At 67.7% G+C, this 16,719-nt stretch carries 9 protein-coding genes; 4 read left to right on the forward strand and 5 right to left on the reverse strand.

Features of this window, described 5'->3' with window-relative positions; genetic code table 11:
* Positions 1-41 precede the first annotated feature (41 nt).
* The 3 genes from QMZ26_RS12215 to QMZ26_RS12225 all read right to left on the reverse strand — a co-directional run bounded on the left by QMZ26_RS12215 (position 42) and on the right by QMZ26_RS12225 (position 4,768).
* Positions 42-392 carry a hypothetical protein gene (locus tag QMZ26_RS12215; protein ID WP_283221600.1) on the reverse strand — a complete coding sequence of 117 codons (351 nt, stop codon included), beginning with the start codon at positions 390-392 and terminating at the stop codon, positions 42-44.
* A 492-nt stretch (positions 393-884) separates the two neighbouring features.
* On the reverse strand, positions 885-3,533 hold the full coding sequence (locus tag QMZ26_RS12220; RefSeq protein ID WP_283221601.1) for a PAS-domain containing protein: 2,649 nt from the start codon (positions 3,531-3,533) through the stop codon (positions 885-887).
* Positions 3,534-3,601: 68 nt separating this feature from the next.
* Entirely contained in the window at positions 3,602-4,768 is a 1,167-nt protein-coding gene (locus QMZ26_RS12225; RefSeq protein ID WP_079223216.1) for a porin, read from the reverse strand.
* 331 nt (positions 4,769-5,099) lie between these two features.
* Here QMZ26_RS12225 and QMZ26_RS12230 point away from each other — a divergent pair, with 331 nt between their 5' ends.
* Complete coding sequence (locus QMZ26_RS12230) at positions 5,100-6,443, forward strand: dicarboxylate/amino acid:cation symporter (protein WP_079223214.1); 1,344 nt, start codon at positions 5,100-5,102, stop codon at positions 6,441-6,443.
* A gap of 228 nt (positions 6,444-6,671) precedes the next feature.
* Positions 6,672-8,963 (forward strand): NADP-dependent malic enzyme, encoded by a 2,292-nt coding sequence (locus QMZ26_RS12235; protein WP_200734072.1) that lies wholly within the window; start codon positions 6,672-6,674, stop codon positions 8,961-8,963.
* A gap of 157 nt (positions 8,964-9,120) precedes the next feature.
* Here the strand turns inward: QMZ26_RS12235 and QMZ26_RS12240 are convergent, their stop codons facing one another.
* Both QMZ26_RS12240 and QMZ26_RS12245 read right to left on the reverse strand, forming a co-directional pair.
* Positions 9,121-9,798 (reverse strand): basic secretory protein-like protein, encoded by a 678-nt coding sequence (locus QMZ26_RS12240; RefSeq protein ID WP_283221621.1) that lies wholly within the window; start codon positions 9,796-9,798, stop codon positions 9,121-9,123.
* A 65-nt stretch (positions 9,799-9,863) separates the two neighbouring features.
* Entirely contained in the window at positions 9,864-13,214 is a 3,351-nt protein-coding gene (locus QMZ26_RS12245; protein WP_283221602.1) for a GH92 family glycosyl hydrolase, read from the reverse strand.
* Positions 13,215-13,632: 418 nt separating this feature from the next.
* On the opposite strand from QMZ26_RS12245, the gene QMZ26_RS12250 reads away from it, so the two are divergent.
* The gene (locus QMZ26_RS12250) at positions 13,633-16,374 is read left to right on the forward strand and encodes a TonB-dependent receptor (protein WP_079223207.1); all 2,742 of its coding nucleotides are present in this window, start codon (positions 13,633-13,635) and stop codon (positions 16,372-16,374) included.
* A 142-nt stretch (positions 16,375-16,516) separates the two neighbouring features.
* A complete protein-coding gene (locus QMZ26_RS12255) occupies positions 16,517-16,714 on the forward strand; it encodes a zinc-finger domain-containing protein (protein ID WP_079223205.1) in 198 nt (65 codons plus the stop codon).
* Positions 16,715-16,719: the final 5 nt, after the last annotated feature.

Below are 16,719 nucleotides of genomic sequence, written 5' to 3' on the forward strand. Positions count from 1 at the left end.
GACGCTACGTGGAGCCGAGCCCACGCTCGGCTGCATCTGGCTCAGTCACCGCTGATCGAGTTCAGCGCCGGGTCGGTGGAGAAAATGAATCTGCTTTCGTATCCGCCGCCGACGGCCTCGACGGCTTCCACGTAGCTATAGGTAAGCGCGGCAGGGTCAGCTCCAAATCTGTCATTCCATGCCGCATGGTCGCTTTCGCTTCGGGCATGGGCGACGCCGATGCAGAGGCTGAGTCCGCAGGACAAGCGCTCAAGCGCGGCACTGTTCCCCATTGCACGCACCAGAGAGGAACGATGGTGGCCGGTCAGGTCCTGTGCTTCCGGACTGGATGCCGACTCCTGTGACAGGCGATCCATTGCATCGGACAGGCTGCGGTGGGAGCGCAGCAGCACTCCCGCCTCCCGGCTGGAGAGTCCTCCATTGAACACGAGCTTTGATTCCGCATGGAGATACCCGAACGAACCCGCTGCGCCAGGGTTGGCCGACGAAGCCTTATGCTTCGCTGCACTGACGAGGGAGCTTTCATCTGCATCCCGGGACTCGTTGCCAGTGTGGCCTGATGCCTGACGCACTGCGGGATGTGGCCGAGTTGACTCCGGATGGCCTTCGTTTTCACTGGAACAGCCTCCGCAACAAAGCAGCGCCGCCGCCGTCAGGCCGGCGGTGACCAGGCGGCCTCCCATCGCAACAGATCCCATCTTCCGGCCTCTGGTCCCATTCGCCGAACGGCGGTGTCATGGATTGTCCGACACGTTCGTGCGGCCGGTCAGTAGGCGGATTCTCATTTGCTCCTAGGGGAACTTCCGTGTGTTGCATCAAACGTGCATGACGCAGCAGCGATGTTCCAGCGCAGCGTGAGCGGCTGCAGTCGAGCACGCTCGACGTTACCCGCGATGCCGCAACAGCAGCTGCGTCATCAACGCGCGCAGCGCCGGCGGTCGCACCGGCTTGGGCAGGAAGCCCCAGCCCTGCTCGGCCGCATGGGCTTTCAGCGCGTCATCGCGCTCGGCAGTCACCAGGATCACCGGCGGCCGTGCCTGCCACAGCGTACACAGCGCCTCGTACAGATCCGGGCCGTGCCACTGGCCCATGCGCACGTCCAGCAGCAGCAACTGCGGCACGTTCAGTGCACTGGCAATCTCCAGCGCGCCCTGCGGGCCATCGGCCAGCTCCACGTTGCAACCCCAGCGCTCCAGCAGGGCACGCGTGGCCGCGCACACGCGCGGGTCATCGTCGATGCTCCACACCCGGCACTGGCGCAGCGGGCTGTCGTCGGACGGTTCGGCCGCCAGCATGGGGGGCGGTGCCGGCGCGGCCACATCGTCGGCATGGCCCAGCGCCACGCTCACTGCAAACACGCTGCCCTTGCCCAGGGTGGAGCGCAGGCTGATGCGATGGCCCAGCAGGCGGCCGATGCGTTCGACGATGGCCAGGCCCAGGCCGGCGCCACGTTCCTGTTCGACGCCATCGTTCAGGCGACGGAATTCCTCGAAGATCTCGCCCTGCAGGCTTTCCGGAATGCCGGGCCCCTGGTCGTGCACTTCGATGCGCAGCTGGTCGCCCACGCGGCGGCAGCCGATCAGCACGCGCCCGCGCGGGGTGTAGCGCAAGGCGTTGGACAGGAAGTTCTGCAGGATGCGGCGCAGCAGTGCTTCATCGCTGACCACCACGGCGCGCGTGTCGACCCAGTGCAGCTGCAGGCCGCGGCTCTGTGCGGCGATGCCGAACTCGCGGGCCAGGGTTTCCAGCAGCGGCGACAGCGCGAACGTGCGCACGCGGGTCTGCAGCGAGCCCGATTCCAGCCGCGAGATGTCCAGCAGGCTGTTGAGGATGGCGTCCTGCGCGGCCAGTGCGGCATCGACGTGCTCGCTCAGTTCGCGTGCTTCACCGCTCAGGCGGGCACGCAGCACGGAGACGAACATGCGGGCGGCATTGAGCGGCTGCAGCAGGTCGTGCACCGCCGAGGCGACGAAGCGGGTCTTGTAGCGGTTGGCCTGTACGGCTTCGCGGCGTGCTTCGTCCAGGTCATGGGTGCGCTCGGCCACGCGGTGTTCCAGCGCATCGGCCAGCGAGCGCAGTTCGCGCGCGGCGTTCTTGTAGCTGGTGATGTCCGCGTAGCTGGTGACGAAGCCGCCGTCGGGCAGGGGGTTGCCGCGGATTTCCAGCACCGTGCCGTCGTCCTTCTCGCTTTCGCGCATGTGCGGGCGGCCGCTGCGCAGGTGGTTCAGGCGGCGCTCGATGGCATCGTCGATGGGCCCGGGACCGAGGAGGCCGCGGCGGGCGTTGAAGCGGAACAGCTCCTCGATGGGCCGGCCCACGCGGACCAGCCCCTGCGGAAAGCGGAACAGCTCGATGTAGCGTGAATTCCATGCCACCAGGCGCAGTTCGCGATCGATGATGACCACGCCTTGCGGCAGGTGTTCCAGGCTGCGGCTGAGGCCACTGTCGGCATCGGTGGCGGCCTGCAGCAGGCCATCCTGGGCGGTGCGCAGTTCCTGCGCGTGCTGCTTGAGCAGGGTTTCCAGCTCGCTGCGGCTGCGCTGGCGGTGCCGCGACAGGCGCCGGCGCTGCTGCACGAACAGCACCAGGAAGCCCAGCGCCAGCCAGACGGCGGCACCGGCCATTGCGGCGGCGCGGCCCGCGCTGGCCGCACCGCCGGCATCATGCAGCAGGTGCAGGCTCCAGTCCTCGTCGGGCAGCGGCAGTGTCTGCCACAGCATCGCCTGCGGCAGGGCCGGGTCGAGCAGGCGGACCATGCGCCCGCCATCGGCCAGCACGTCCTCGGTGCGCACGCGCAGCGGCTGCAGCGAACGGTCGGCGTACTGGCGGGCATCGAGCATCTCGCGGCGCTCGTCCGCGCCCAGCGGGCGCAGCAGGCGGTAGCGCCACTCATCGCGGTTGGCCAGGAACACCACATCATGGTTGTCGCTGGCCAGTACCACGTCGGGGCTGCCCAGCCACTCCTGTTCCAGCGCGGACAGCTCGATCTTGATGACGATCACGCCGATGCGCTGGCCATCGCCATCGACGATCGCCTCGGACATGAAGTAGCCCGGCACGCCGGTGGTCATGCCGATGCCGTAGAAGCGGCCGCGGCCGTGCGCCAGCGCCTGCTGGTAATAGGGGCGGTAGGCGTAGTCCTCGCCGACGTTGGTCGAGGGCTGGTCGAAATTGCTGGCCGCCACGGCCACGCCATTGCGGCCGACCAGGGTGAGGGTCGAGGTGCGGGTGACCTGGTTGGCGCGCTGCAGCTTGAGGTTCAGGCGCTGCGTTGCGGCCGGTGTCAACGGCGCGCGCAGCGCCTGCAGCAGGTCCGGGTCCAGCGCCATCACCTGCGGCAGGGTGCCGAAGCGGTCGATGCGCTGCTGCAGGCCCTGGCCGTACAGCTGCAGCTGGCGCTGCACCTGGTTGCTTTCAGCGGCCAGTGCGCGCCGCCAGGCGAAGTGGCCAGCAGCGATCGCGCACAGCACGGTGCCACCGACCATCACCGCGATGGTCAGCAACAGCATCCGGTGGCGGCTGAGCCAGTACATGGCGGCAGTCTACGCAGGGCCGGCGGGCGTGGCATGCACGCCCGCCGGTTTCTGGTCCGTGGAAGGGATCAGAAGTGCATCTGCGCGCGCAGTTCGAAGATTTCCGGGGTGCTGTGCACGCCACGGCGGCTGGCATCGACCTTCACGTAGTTGGCCTGGAACTTGAAGTGGCTGGTCAGGTACCAGTTGGCGCCCACGGTCAGGTCGTGCTGGCGGCCGCCGAGGATGCTGCCATCGTCCAGGTCCAGGCGGCTGTAGCGGGCCAGCAGCTCGACCGCGCCGTAGCTGTGGGCCGGCTTGATGTTGGCCACCGCGCCGGCGTTGTACGGGCGCGATTCGCCGGTCAGCACCCAGCTGGCCATGGCGTACTCGCCATTGCCGGTGTAGTCGGGCAGGCCCTTGCGGGTCACCGTTGCCTGCAGGGCTTCGGCCTGCAGCGAGAACGGGCCACGGATCCAGATGCCTTCCAGGCCGGTGCGGCGGATCTGGTCGGCGGTGACCAGGGCGCCGGAGTCGACCAGGCGGATGTCGGTCAGGCCGGCTTCCGGGCGCGCGCGCAGGCGGGCGCTGGCTTCGTGGTGCACGTCGCGGCCGTCGCTGTAGCCGCGCGGGTTTTCCTGCGAATAGGCCAGGCCCAGGTGGACCACATCGCCCGGTGCCTTCACCGGGGTCCAGACCGCGCGCACGGCCTGGGTGGTGCCCGGGTTGTCACCCTGCAGGTCCTTGCCGCCGTAAGCGCCGGCCTGCAGCAGGTACTGCGGGCGTTCCAGCACCCACTCCACGCCGGTGCGGCGGCCTGCGTAGAAGGCCTGCACGGGCAGCGCGGTCTCCAGGAAGCTGCCGGCGCGCGAGGAGGTGTTGGCGTCCAGGCCGACCGGGGTCTTCATGTAGCCGAAGCGGAAACGGCCGACGTCACGGCCGAAAAAGGCCTTGCTCTCGAAACGCACGAACACGTCCAGCCAGGTGTCGGCCTGGAAATCGTAATAGACCATCGCGTCGTACACGCCCTTCTTCTTCAGGGTCGCGCCGAATTCCTTGCGACGCACCGCGTCATCGTCTTCGATGCCGCTGGCCGAGGAAAAGTCGTTGTAGTCGTAGGCGATGTTGGCAGTGGCCGCCAGCTCGGTACCGTCGCTGAAGGCGTACTTGGTCGGCCAGTTGTCGAAATCGGCGGCGGAAGCGAAGGCGGGCAGGGTGGCCAGCGACAGGGCCAGCAGGGTCGGAATCGGGCGCATGGTGGTGCGGCTCTCTCTCTCGGATGCGTGTGGACAGGACAACAACGGCCGCAATGGCCGGAACTTTCGCAGGGGGGCGCCCGATCGTTCAGGTCGGGCCGGCGGCCGTGCCCGGGACAGGCGGTACGGCGCCAGTGTAGGCACCCGCGCCACCTGAACCGGGGGGCTAGTACCAATAGGTTATCTGCGCTGGCGTGCCCGGCGCGTACAAAGGCGTCCATTGGTCGCACCTCCGCACACGCCGTGCCGGGCCTGCGGCCAGATCCACGGAGGCGGTCCCTGTGCCATCAGGGGCCGTTCGCGACAGAACTCTCCCCTTCCGGAGTCCGCCATGCACATCCCGACCACCCCGGCGCTGCCCAGCAAGCCGCTGCCGCTTTACCGCCAGCTGTACTTCCAGGTGATCGTGGCGATCATCCTGGGCGCCGTCCTCGGCCACTACGAGCCGTTGATCGGCGAGAAGATGAAGCCGCTGGGCGATGCCTTCATCAACCTGGTGAAGATGATCATCGCGCCGGTGATCTTCCTGACCATCGTCACCGGCATCTCCGGCATGACCCACCTGCGCACGGTGGGCCGCGTCTTCGCCAAGGCGATGGCGTACTTCCTGTTCTTCTCCACCCTGGCCCTGATCGTGGGCATGATCGTGGCGCACGTCGTGCAGCCCGGCGCGGGCATGAACATCAACCCGGCCGAGCTGGACCAGACCGCGGTCCACAGCTACGTCGAGAAGTCGCATGACCTGACCCTGGTCGGCTTCCTGATGGACGTCATCCCGAAGACGCTGATCAGCGCCTTCGTCGATGGCAACATCCTGCAGGTGCTGTTCGTGGCCGTGCTGTTCGGCATCGCGCTGGCTTCGGTGGGTGAGAAGGGCAAGCCGATCGTGAACTTCCTGGAGGCGCTGGTCGCCCCGGTGTTCAAGCTGGTGCACATCCTGATGAAGGCCGCCCCGATCGGTGCCTTCGGTGCCATCGCCTTCACCATCGGCAAGTATGGCGTGGGCTCGCTGATCAACCTGGCCTGGCTGGTGGGTTCGTTCTACCTCACCGCCTTCCTGTTCGTGGCCGTCATCCTGGGCGTGGTCTGCCGCCTGTGCGGGTTCTCGGTGTTCAAGCTGGCCCGCTACCTGAAGGCCGAACTGCTGCTGGTGCTGGGCACCTCGTCCTCCGAATCGGCGCTGCCGTCGCTGATGGAGAAGATGGAACGCGCCGGCTGCAGCAAGTCGGTGGTCGGCCTGGTGGTCCCCACCGGCTACTCGTTCAACCTGGACGGCACCAACATCTACATGACCCTGGCGGCGCTGTTCATCGCCCAGGCCACCAACACCGAACTGACCCTGGGCCACCAGATCGCCCTGCTGCTGGTCGCCATGCTCAGCTCCAAGGGCGCGGCCGGTGTCACCGGTGCCGGCTTCATCACCCTGGCCGCCACCCTGGCCGTGGTGCCGGAAGTGCCGGTGGCCGGCATGGCGCTGATCCTCGGCGTGGACCGCTTCATGAGCGAATGCCGCTCGCTGACCAACTTCATCGGCAATGCGGTGGCCACGGTGGTGGTCTCGCGTTGGGAAGGCGCGCTGGACCGTGACCGCCTGAAGCTGGCGCTGGACGGCCGCGAGAGCGAGCTGCCGCCGCCGGTCGATGCCGTGCCGGAGGCACTGCCCGCCAAGGGCTGACACAGGTGTGTGGTACTGCGGGGCCGGTCACGTGAGTGGCGCGGCCCCGCAACGTTTCAAGGCGACCCATGGCTGTCATGGGCAACGCCGAAGCTGGTCCCCGGACCCGTCGCATACGGCACGGAATTGTGCGGTCGCAGCATGATTGCGACAGGATAGCGACAGGTCCAGGCCCTCCAACGGGGGTATCATCCCCTGTCCCCCTTGCCCATTCATTAATCCAAGTCGATGTCCAACGAAGATTTCAAACAGGCCGCCCTCGATTACCACCGGATGTCCCCGCCGGGCAAGATCAAGGTCTCTGCAACCAAGCCCATGCTGACCCAGCGCGACCTGTCGCTGGCGTATTCGCCGGGCGTTGCGTACGCCTGTGAAGCGATCAAGGCGGACCCGCAGCAGGCCAGCGAGCTGACCGCGCGCGGCAACCTGGTGGCGGTCATTTCCAATGGCACCGCGGTGCTGGGCTTGGGCAACATCGGCGCGCTCGCCGGCAAGCCGGTCATGGAAGGCAAGGGCGTGCTGTTCCAGAAGTTCGCCGGCATCGATGTGTTCGACATCGAAGTGGACGAGACCGACCCGGACAAGCTGGTCGACATCATCGCCTCGCTGGAGCCGACCTTCGGCGGCATCAACCTGGAAGACATCAAGGCCCCGGAATGCTTCGTGGTCGAGCGCAAGCTGCGCGAGCGCATGAAGATCCCGGTGTTCCATGACGACCAGCACGGCACGGCGATCATCGTCGGCGCAGCGGTGCTCAACGCCATGGCCATCACCGGCAAGAAGATCGAGGAAGTGAAGCTGGCGACCACGGGCATGGGCGCCGCCGGCATTTCCTGCGTGAACATGCTGGTGCAGCTGGGCCTGAAGCCGGAGAACATCCTGGCCTTCGACCGCGAGGGTGTCATCCACACCGGCCGTACCGACCTTGACCCGGAAAAGCAGCGCTATGCGCGCGACACCGACAAGCGCACCCTGGCCGAGATCGTCGACGGCGCGGACATCTTCCTGGGCCTGTCGGCCCCGGGCATCCTGACCGCCGAGATGGTCAAGACGATGGCACCGGATCCGGTGATCTTCGCCCTGGCCAACCCGACCCCGGAAATCATGCCGGAACTGGCGCGCGCCGCCCGTCCGGACGCGATCATCGGCACCGGTCGTTCGGATTACCCGAACCAGGTCAACAACGTGCTGTGCTTCCCGTACCTGTTCCGCGGCGCGCTGGACGTCGGCGCCACCGCGATCAACGAGGAAATGAAGATCGCCTGCGTGCGCGCCATCGCCGCGCTGGCCCGCCGTGCGGCCACCGACATGGGCTCGGCCTATGGCGGTGATACCCCGAGCTTCGGCCGTGAATACCTGATCCCGCGTCCGTTCGACCGCCGCCTGCTGGTGGAGCTGTCGGCCGCCGTGGCCCAGGCCGCGATGGATTCGGGCGTGGCCGCCCGTCCGATCGCCGACATGGGCGCCTACCGCGACAAGCTGGCCCAGTTCGTCTACCGCACCAGCCTGATGATGAAGCCGGTCTACGACCGCGCGCGCAGCGACAAGCAGCGCGTGGTCTACGCCGAGGGCGAAGAAGAAGTGGTGCTGCAGGCAGTGCAGAACGTGGTCGACGAAGGCCTGGCGCACCCGATCCTGATCGGCCGCCCGGACGTCATCGAATCGCGCATCGAGCGCCTCGGCCTGCGCCTGAAGGTGGGCGAGAACATTGAAGTCACCAACATCAATGACGACCCGCGCTTCAACGAATACTGGCAGTACTACCACGGCCTGACCGGCCGCCGCGGCGTGACCGTGGCCGCGGCGAAGAACCTGATGCGTTCGCGCCCGACCCTGATCGCCGCCGTGATGGTGGCCCGTGGCGAAGCCGATGCGATGCTGACCGGCATCGTCGGCCGCTTCCACAAGAAGCTGGGCTACGTGCGCAGCGTGCTGCCGCTGGAATCGAAGGTCACTTCGACCTCGGCCATGACCGGCGTGATCAACCAGCAGGGCGTGTTCTTCTTCGTGGACACCCACGTGCAGGAAGACCCGACCGCCGAGCAGCTGTGCGAGGCGACCCTGCAGGCCGCCTACCGCATGAAGCTGTTCGGCATCGAGCCGAAGGTGGCGCTGCTGTCGCACTCCAACTTCGGCAGCCACGATTCGAAGGACGCGCTGAAGATGCGCCAGGTGCGCGAGATGTTGCTCAAGCGCAACCCGCGCCTGAACGTGGACGGCGAAATGCAGGGCGACACCGCATGGGATGAAGCCCTGCGCCAGAAGCTGCTGCCGGGCTCGACCCTGCAGGGCCGTGCCAACCTGTTCGTGCTGCCGAACCTGGAAGCGGCCAACATCGCCTACAACCTGGTGCGCGTGTTCACCGACGGCGTGGCGATTGGCCCGATCCTGATGGGCGTGAACAAGCCGGTGCATATCCTCACCACCAGCGCGACCTCGCGCCGCGTGCTGAACATGACCGCGATCGCCGCCGTCGATGCACAGATCCGCAAGCAGCTGGAAGCGGAAAAGAAGGCGTAAGCCCTCGTTCCCGCGACAGCTGCAGAAACGCGCCCTACGGGGCGCGTTTCTGTTTCCGCCTGGCGGAAAGGGATCGGGTAGCGCCGGGCCATGCCCGGCGAGCGCGCAGCGCGGCGGATCAGGCATTCCGCCGGGCATGGCCCGGCGCTACCTGCGGTCAGCGCTTGCCGTGTCCAGCCGGTGCCGCCGTCGGCGCATCCGCGCGCGGCCCGGCGTACGCGCTCCACAGCGCAGGCAGTGCCTTGCCGGTGTGCGTCTGCCACAGCGCCGGGGTGTACTGGCCGGCACGCAGCGCCTTGTCCAGCGCCAGCACCAGGCCGGGATGTCCACCCTCGGCCCACTTCAGGAACGCGCCGGTCACCCGGTAGCCGCTTTCCACGGTCTGGCCCGCGCCGACCTTCTGCGGCAACGCCCAGCCGGCGGCGGCATTGCCCATGCCGTAGCGGTCGCGCGCGTAATCGGCGATGCCTTCCACCAGCCAGCCCGGCACCTGCTGGTCGCCGTAGCTGGGATAGCCCTGCACGATGTGCATCGCTTCGTGCGTCACCAGGTCCAGGTCAGCCGGATGCTTGGCCAGCCAGCCGGGGTTGATGGTGATGGTGGCCGCTTTCTCCTTGTCCCCCACATAGGCCACGCCGTCGTAGCCGGGGTCGATGACGATGCCGACCCGGCTGGGCGCGGCCGGATGGAAATCCGCCCGCTCGCGCAGGTAGGCCGAGAAGAAGGTCTCGATGATGCGCGCGCGCATCGGTGCATCCAGCGCATCGGTGGCGTCGGTGTAGTGCAGGGTCACGCCCTGGCGCATCTCGGTGGTCTCCAGGGCATGCGCAGGCATGCTGGCGAGGGCGGCAGACAGGGCGGTGGCGGACAGCAGCAGTCGGAACGCAGTCATCGGTTTCCTCAACGGGCCAGGGTGGAGGCGGGGGCGAGCAGTTCGATCTCGGCCAGGGCCAGGCGTCCCGGCGCGCCGAGGCGCAGGCGGTACTCGGCATGCCGGGCAGGCGTGGCGATGCGGAACGGACGGGTCTGGCGGGGCGAGTCGAAGGTCTCGCCGCTGCGTTCGTCCAGCACGACCCACGCGCCGCCATTGCTGCGCGCTTCCAGGGTCCAGCTGCCGCCACGGATCGCACCGTCGCCGCTGGTCAGCGTGTACATCGTCGGTGCACCATCGCCCACTGCGCTCAGTGCAATGGTGGCACCGGCGCCCAGCGGCACGGCCGTGGTCGCATCGTCGTCCAGCAGCGCCGGCACGGCACGGCCATCGGCCAGCGCCGCACGGGCGCCATTGCCGAGCAGGTCATGCAGCATCTGCGGGCGCTTGCCGGGTGCGGTCAGCGAACGCGGCACATCGTCGGCACCGCTGCCCCAGCGCGACGGCTGCGGGCCCATCACGAAGTCCAGCGTCGCGCCCTTGGCGATCACCTCGTGCGGCACCCAGGTCTTCGTCCACGGCTTGCCGTTGATCTTCAGCGACTGCACGTAGACGTTCTGCGCCGAGTTGTTGGCCGCGTTGACGGTCAGCACCGCGCCGCCCTGCAGTTCCACCCGGGCGTGCTCGAACGCCGGCGAGCCGATCACGTACTCCGGCGCGCCCATGCGCAGCGGGTACAGGCCCAGCGAGGCCAGCACGTACCAGGCCGAGGTCTCGCCGTTGTCCTCATCGCCCGGGTAGCCCTGGCCGATCTCGCTGCCGACATACAGCCGCGACAGGATCTCGCGCACGTGCTGCTGGGTCTTCCACGGCTGCCCGGCGTACAGGTACATCCACGGGATGTGGTGCGCCGGCTGGTTGCTGTGCGCGTACATGCCCATGCGCACATCACGCGCCTCGGTCATTTCGTGGATGGTGCCGCCGTAGGAGCCGGCCAGCGCCGGGTCGGCGGTTTCCGGGGTCGAGAAGAAGGTGTCCAGCTTGGCCGCCAGCTTGTCGCGGCCGCCGTACAGCGCGGCCAGGCCTTCGCCGTCGTGCGCGGCGGTGAACGCGAACGTCCAGCCGTTGGATTCGGTGTAGTCGTAGCCCCACACGCGCGGGTCGTAGGCCTTGGCATCCAGGCGCCAGCTGCCATCGGCCTTGCGGCCCTGGAAGAAACCGGCGGCCGGGTCGAACAGGGTCGAATAGCCGGCCGCGCGATAGCGGAAGTACTCGGCCTCGGTGGTGTAGCGCTCGCGGGCGGCCTTGCTGGTCGCGCGCTTGGCCAGGGCCTCGGCCATGTTGGCGATGCCGAAGTCGTTCAACGCGCCTTCCATCGTCCACGACATGCCTTCATGCACGTCGGCGCTGGCATAGCCGCGGAACGTCGAACGGTCCATGCCCTTGCGGCCGACATGGCGGTCCGGCGGCACCACGGTGGCGTTCTTCAGCGCGGCGGCATAGGCCTCGGCCGGGTCGAAACCACCGATGCCCTTCAGCCATGCATCGGCGAAGGCCACGTCCGAGCTGGTGCCGACCATCAGGTCCGCATAGCCCGGCGAGGACCAGCGCGCGATCCAGCCGCCCGCGCGGTACTGCTCGATGAAGCCCTGCACCAGCTTGCCGGCATCGTCCGGGGTGAACAGCGCATAGGCCGGCCACGTGGTGCGGAAGGTGTCCCAGAAGCCGTTGTTGACGTACACCTGGCCATCGCGCACCGGCGCGAAGCTGCGGGTGGCGCTGCCGTCGGTGTTGTTGTCCTCGGCGCTGGCCTGGCTGGCATAGCGCCAGTCGGGCGCGGCGGCGGTGCCCGCATTCTCGTGGCCGGAATTGGGGTACAGGTACAGGCGGTAGAGGCTGGAATACAGCGTGGTCTTGGCATCGTCGCTGGCATTGCCGATGTCGAAGCGGGCCAGGCGCGCGTCCCAGGCGTCCTGCGCGCGGCCGGCCACGCTGTCGAGCGTGTCGGCGGCGGCGATTTCCAGCTCCAGGTTGTGCCGCGCCTGCTCGACCGAGATCAGCGAGGTGGCGATGCGCATGGTCACCTGGTGGTCGCTGCCGGCGTCGAACTTGATGTAGCCGGTGGGGCGGCCGGTGTCGATGCGGCCGCTGCTGCGCCACGGCTTGTCGAAGCGGGCGACCACGTACATGCGGGTCGCGCCGTTGGACAGCCCGCTGCGGGTGTCGGTGTAGCCGCTGAGGGTCTGCGTGGCCGCATCCAGGGTCAGGCCGCCACGTGCATCGACATTGTCGAACAGCAGGTTGGCATCACCGCCCTCGGGGAAGGCGAAGTGGAACAGTGCGGCATGGTCGGTCGGCGCGATGGACGCGGCGATGCCGTTGTCGAAGCGCACGTCGTAGCGGTACGGCCGCGCGCTTTCATGGCTGCGGTCGAAGGACAGCGCGCGCTTGCCACGGTCGGCCTCGGGCACGCCGCGGCTGGCCGAAGGCATCACCTGGAAGGTCTGGCGGTCGCCCATCCACGGGCTGGGCTGGTGGCTCAGTGCCAGTGCCTGCAGCTGCGGGCGGTTCTTCGCATCGTTCTGCTCGTTCCAGCGGTACAGCCAGTTCAGTGCACCGGCATCGGTCACCGGGGTCCAGAAGTTGAAGCCGTGCGGCACCGCGGTGGCCGGGAAGTTGTTGCCACGCGAGAAGGTGCCGTTGGCCTGGGTGCCGCGGGTGGTCAGCACCCAGTCCGAAACCCGCTGCGGCACGGTGCGCGGCTGCGCATCCAGGCGCACGTCGTCGATCCAGCCGGACACCGGCGCGCCGTCGGCGCTGGCCACCTCCAGTTCGATGGCGACCACGCGGCGGCCGCGCAGCGCCGGCACATCGCCCAGGCGCACCGCCTTGCGTGCCCACTGCTGCGGGTACAGCGTCTTCGATTCGCCCTGCGCGCGTGCGCCCAGCGCGATGCCGTGCTGGTCGCGCGCGCTGCTGGCGGAAACGCGGCTGCCATCGTCCAGGCGCAGGTCCAGCGAGACATGGGTGGAGGCCACGGTGTCCTTGCCGACGATCTCCGGCAGCACCAGCCAGGACAGGGTGGTATCGGCATCGATGGCCAGGTCGGTGCTGAACAGCTCGCGCCGCGCGGTGCCACCGGCGGCCTGGTAGTGCAGGGCGCGCAGGCCGCTGTAGCCGACGTTGGGCTTGGCGGCATAGGGCTCGGCCGGGCCGTTGCCGATCTGCACCTGCAGGGTGCCGCCGGCCTTGTCCGGTGCCGGCTCACCCGCTTCGAACGAGGTCTGCAGGCCCTGCGCCAGTGCGGGCAGGGCGGGGGTGGCGCAGGCCAGGGCGAGGGCAAGCGGAAGCAGGGCGCGGCGCGGATCGGACAGGGTCATGCAGGGTCTCCCGGTAGGGCAGGCGGCTGGCAGAACCCGCGTCGGCACGCACCACGGACAGCATCGCGCCCGCCGCCCAGGGGGCAGTGGAAAGGGGCGATGCCGGTCCGGTGGGGGTCGGGCCATGCGATCGGGTCAGGGTGGGAATCGTCCCGATCCTGCCTCAGCCCGTTGCCCCCTGACAAGTGCAATTAGTTCGATCCAAATCCGGCAAAACCGTTTCATTTCAAATTATTGACAGGTGACCTTGGATCGATTTAAAAGTGCGCAGCTCACCCCCTGTACCGGAATGCCCCGCATGTCCTGATCCGGGCCGGCGCTGTTGCCGCCCCGCTGTTACCCGCCACTGCCGTCCATCCACGACCTTCCCGTCCGCCCCCCACCGGCTGGACCGTCATCCGCCTCTGGAGAGAGCTTGATGAAACCCCGGTTGTTGTCGTTGTTGATGTCGTCGTTGCTGTTGTCGCCGCTTGCCGTACAGGCCCAGTCCGCTCCGCAGGGGGAGGGCGCCGATCCGCCGCGCACCCGCGATCTGGATGCGGTCAAAGTCACCGGCTCGCTCATCCCCCGCGCACAGGTGGAGGGCCCCTCGCCGGTCACCACCATCACCGCCGAGCAGATCCAGGCGCAGGGGTTCACCACCGTGTTCGACGCGCTGCGCTCGCTGCCGGTGTCGAATGGTTCCGTGCAGGATTCGCAGGGCACCGGGTTCTACACCCCGGGCGCCAAGACCATCAGCCTGTTCGGCCTGGATCCCAGCTACACCCTCACGCTCATCAACGGGCGGCCGATCAACAGCTACCCACTGGCGTACAACGGCAACACCAGCATCGCCGACATCGCCAACATCCCGCTGGGCATGGTCGAGCGCATCGACGTGCTCACCGGTGGCCAGTCGTCGGTGTACGGCTCCTCGGCCATTGCCGGCGTGGTCAACATCGTGCTGAAGGACCGCGTGGAAGGCACCCACCTGCGCTACCGCGTCGGCGGCTACAGCCAGGGCGGCGGCTCCAGCCAGCGCTTCAGCGCCAGCAGCGGCCAGACCTTCGGCAACCTCGATATCAGCTACGGGCTGGAATACACCAACCAGAAGGCGATCTACGCCTTCGACCGCAGCCGCATCGACAGCGTCAACGACAACCCGACCGGCCCGCAGGATCCCTCGCGCAGCTTCCTGCGCATGCGCATGGGGCCCAATGCCTACATCGATCCGGGCGCAGCCACCTGCGCGCCCCTGTCGGACCTGTTCGGTGGCAGCACCGTGTACGCGCACCGTGATATTTCCGGCGGCGGCTACTACTGCGGTACCCCCGACAACGTCGGCACCGCCTCGCTGTACAACTCCAGCCAGGACGTCAACGCCACCACCTTCCTGCGCTACCACGTCAGCCCGGATACCGAGCTGTACGCGGACGTCCTGTTCGGCTTCGGCCGGCCGACCTACAGCGGTGGCAGCCCGTTCTGGAACAAGACCTTCTACAACCAGACCAGTGGCCAGTACGAACAGTGGCAGCGCATCTATGCGCCGGAGGAAGTCGGCCTGGATGCCAAGGACCAGCGTGTCTACACGCGCTCTCTGAATGTCACCGCCGGCGTGCGCGGCGTGCTCGGTGGCTTCGACTACGACGTCTACGTCAACCGCTCCAGCACCGATGTCACCCGCAAATCCACGGACTTCCTCGCCCGGAACGGCGTGGACGATTACTACCTGGGGCCGATGCTGGGCATGCAGGATGGCTACGAGGTCTACGCGCCGGACCTGTCGCGCCTGTACCAGCCGATCACCCGTGACCAGTACGACAGCTTCAGCGGCCTCAACCGTGCTGCTTCCAGCGCCTCGCGCACGGCAGTGACGGCGCTGCTGACCGATCGCTCGCTGTTCACCCTGCCGGCCGGCGACGTCGGCTTCGCGCTGATCGCGCAGGGCCAGCGCGAGAAGTTCTTCAACCAGTCGGCCGATCCGAATGCGGGCGTGCTGTTCCGCGGGCAGACCGCCGGCACGTCGGCGCAGGGCCAGCGTGACCTGTACGCGCTGGGTGCAGAACTGCAGGTGCCGATCTTCGATACGTTCAGCGCCAACCTGTCCGGCCGCTACGACAAGTACGCCCTGCAGGGCGGCGGTGGCAACGGCAAGGCCACCTGGAAGCTGGGCCTGGAATACCGGCCGATCGAATCGCTGCTGCTGCGCGGCAGCTATGCCACCGCGTTCCGCTCGCCGGACATGTTCTACCTGTTCTCGCGCGAAAGCAGTGGCTACACCACCAACACCGATCTCTACCAATGCCGGCAGGCCGGCTACACCTCCGACAACTTCGACGAGTGCGACCAGTCCGGCCTCTCGGTGCTGTCTTCCAGCACCGGCAACCGCGACCTGAAGGACATCACCGCGCGCACCTTCACCTATGGCGTGGTGTGGTCGACGCTGGACAATGCCCTGACGATGTCGGTGGACTACAACTCGGTGGTCATCGAGAACGAAGTGCGCATCCTCGGTACCGACAGCATCCTCGACACCGAGGCCAACTGCCGGTTGGGGGTCTCGGAAAACGGGCAGACCCAGTTCGACATCACGTCGCCCACCTGCCAGCAGGTGCTGGGCCAGGTGCAGCGCAAGCCGGCCACCGATCCGCTCAACCCGAACGGCGTGGACAAGGTGTTCTCCTATCCGATCAACATCGCCAGCCAGCGCCAGAACGGCGTGCAGGCGGCGCTGGACTATCGCTGGAACACGCAGTCGGTGGGTGACTTCGCGGTCAATGCCGGTTACTACCGGCCGCTCAAGCACACCACCCAGGACAAGGAAGGCGACCCGGTCTACGACCAGTTGTGCTGCGCCAATTCCAACGAACTGCAGTACCGCGCCACGCTGGGGGTGAACTGGAAGCGCGGGCCGTTCACCGCCAGCGCCTTCGGCATACGCAATGCGCCCTCCTGGGACAGCCGCGGCGAGCAGCGCAACATCGGCCCGTGGACCACCTGGAACGCCACCGTCGGTTACCGCATCAACGATCTGGCCAGCCTGCTGCTGACGGTCAACAACCTGACCGACGAGATGCCGCCGATCGACCGCAGCAACGGCAACTGGCCGTACTACGACCAGGGCATCTACAACGCCTTCGGCCGTTCGGCCTTCCTGGAACTGTCGCTGGACTTCCAGTAAGCCGGTGCGCCTGGACCCCGGGGCCGGCCAGCGGCTGGCCCCGGCAGGCGCCTGCGGCGGGGGCAAAGGGCAGGGGGCGGCCGGGGTGCCGCCCCAAGGTGCTAGAATCGCAGGCCTCGCAATCCGTTCATCGACACCCGCCATGAGCCATACCGCCACCGCGCCCGCCAACGCCGAAAAGCGCTACACCGTGCACCGCAGCGACCTGCCGCTGAGCTGCCCGACCCCGGAAATGGCGCTGTGGAACTCGCATCCGCGCGTGTACCTGCCGATCGAAGACGAGCCCAATGGCGAAGCGCAGTGCCCGTACTGCGGTTCCACCTTCGTGCTGGCCGACTAAGCAGG

The organism is Stenotrophomonas sp. PFBMAA-4 (genome assembly GCF_030053215.1).
In the GTDB taxonomy this organism is placed as follows: Bacteria; Pseudomonadota; Gammaproteobacteria; order Xanthomonadales; family Xanthomonadaceae; genus Stenotrophomonas.

Bases quoted from the DNA above. Each gene is read 5' to 3' on its own strand.
- QMZ26_RS12220 (WP_283221601.1), bottom strand. From the start codon at position 3,533: ATGTACTGGCTCAGCCGCCACCGGATGCTGTTGCTGACCATCGCGGTG.
- QMZ26_RS12225 (WP_079223216.1), bottom strand. From the start codon at position 4,768: ATGCGCCCGATTCCGACCCTGCTGGCCCTGTCGCTGGCCACCCTGCCC.
- QMZ26_RS12230 (WP_079223214.1), top strand. From the start codon at position 5,100: ATGCACATCCCGACCACCCCGGCGCTGCCCAGCAAGCCGCTGCCGCTT.
- QMZ26_RS12235 (WP_200734072.1), top strand. From the start codon at position 6,672: ATGTCCAACGAAGATTTCAAACAGGCCGCCCTCGATTACCACCGGATG.
- QMZ26_RS12240 (WP_283221621.1), bottom strand. From the start codon at position 9,798: ATGCCTGCGCATGCCCTGGAGACCACCGAGATGCGCCAGGGCGTGACC.
- QMZ26_RS12245 (WP_283221602.1), bottom strand. From the start codon at position 13,214: ATGACCCTGTCCGATCCGCGCCGCGCCCTGCTTCCGCTTGCCCTCGCC.
- QMZ26_RS12250 (WP_079223207.1), top strand. From the start codon at position 13,633: ATGAAACCCCGGTTGTTGTCGTTGTTGATGTCGTCGTTGCTGTTGTCG.
- QMZ26_RS12255 (WP_079223205.1), top strand. From the start codon at position 16,517: ATGAGCCATACCGCCACCGCGCCCGCCAACGCCGAAAAGCGCTACACC.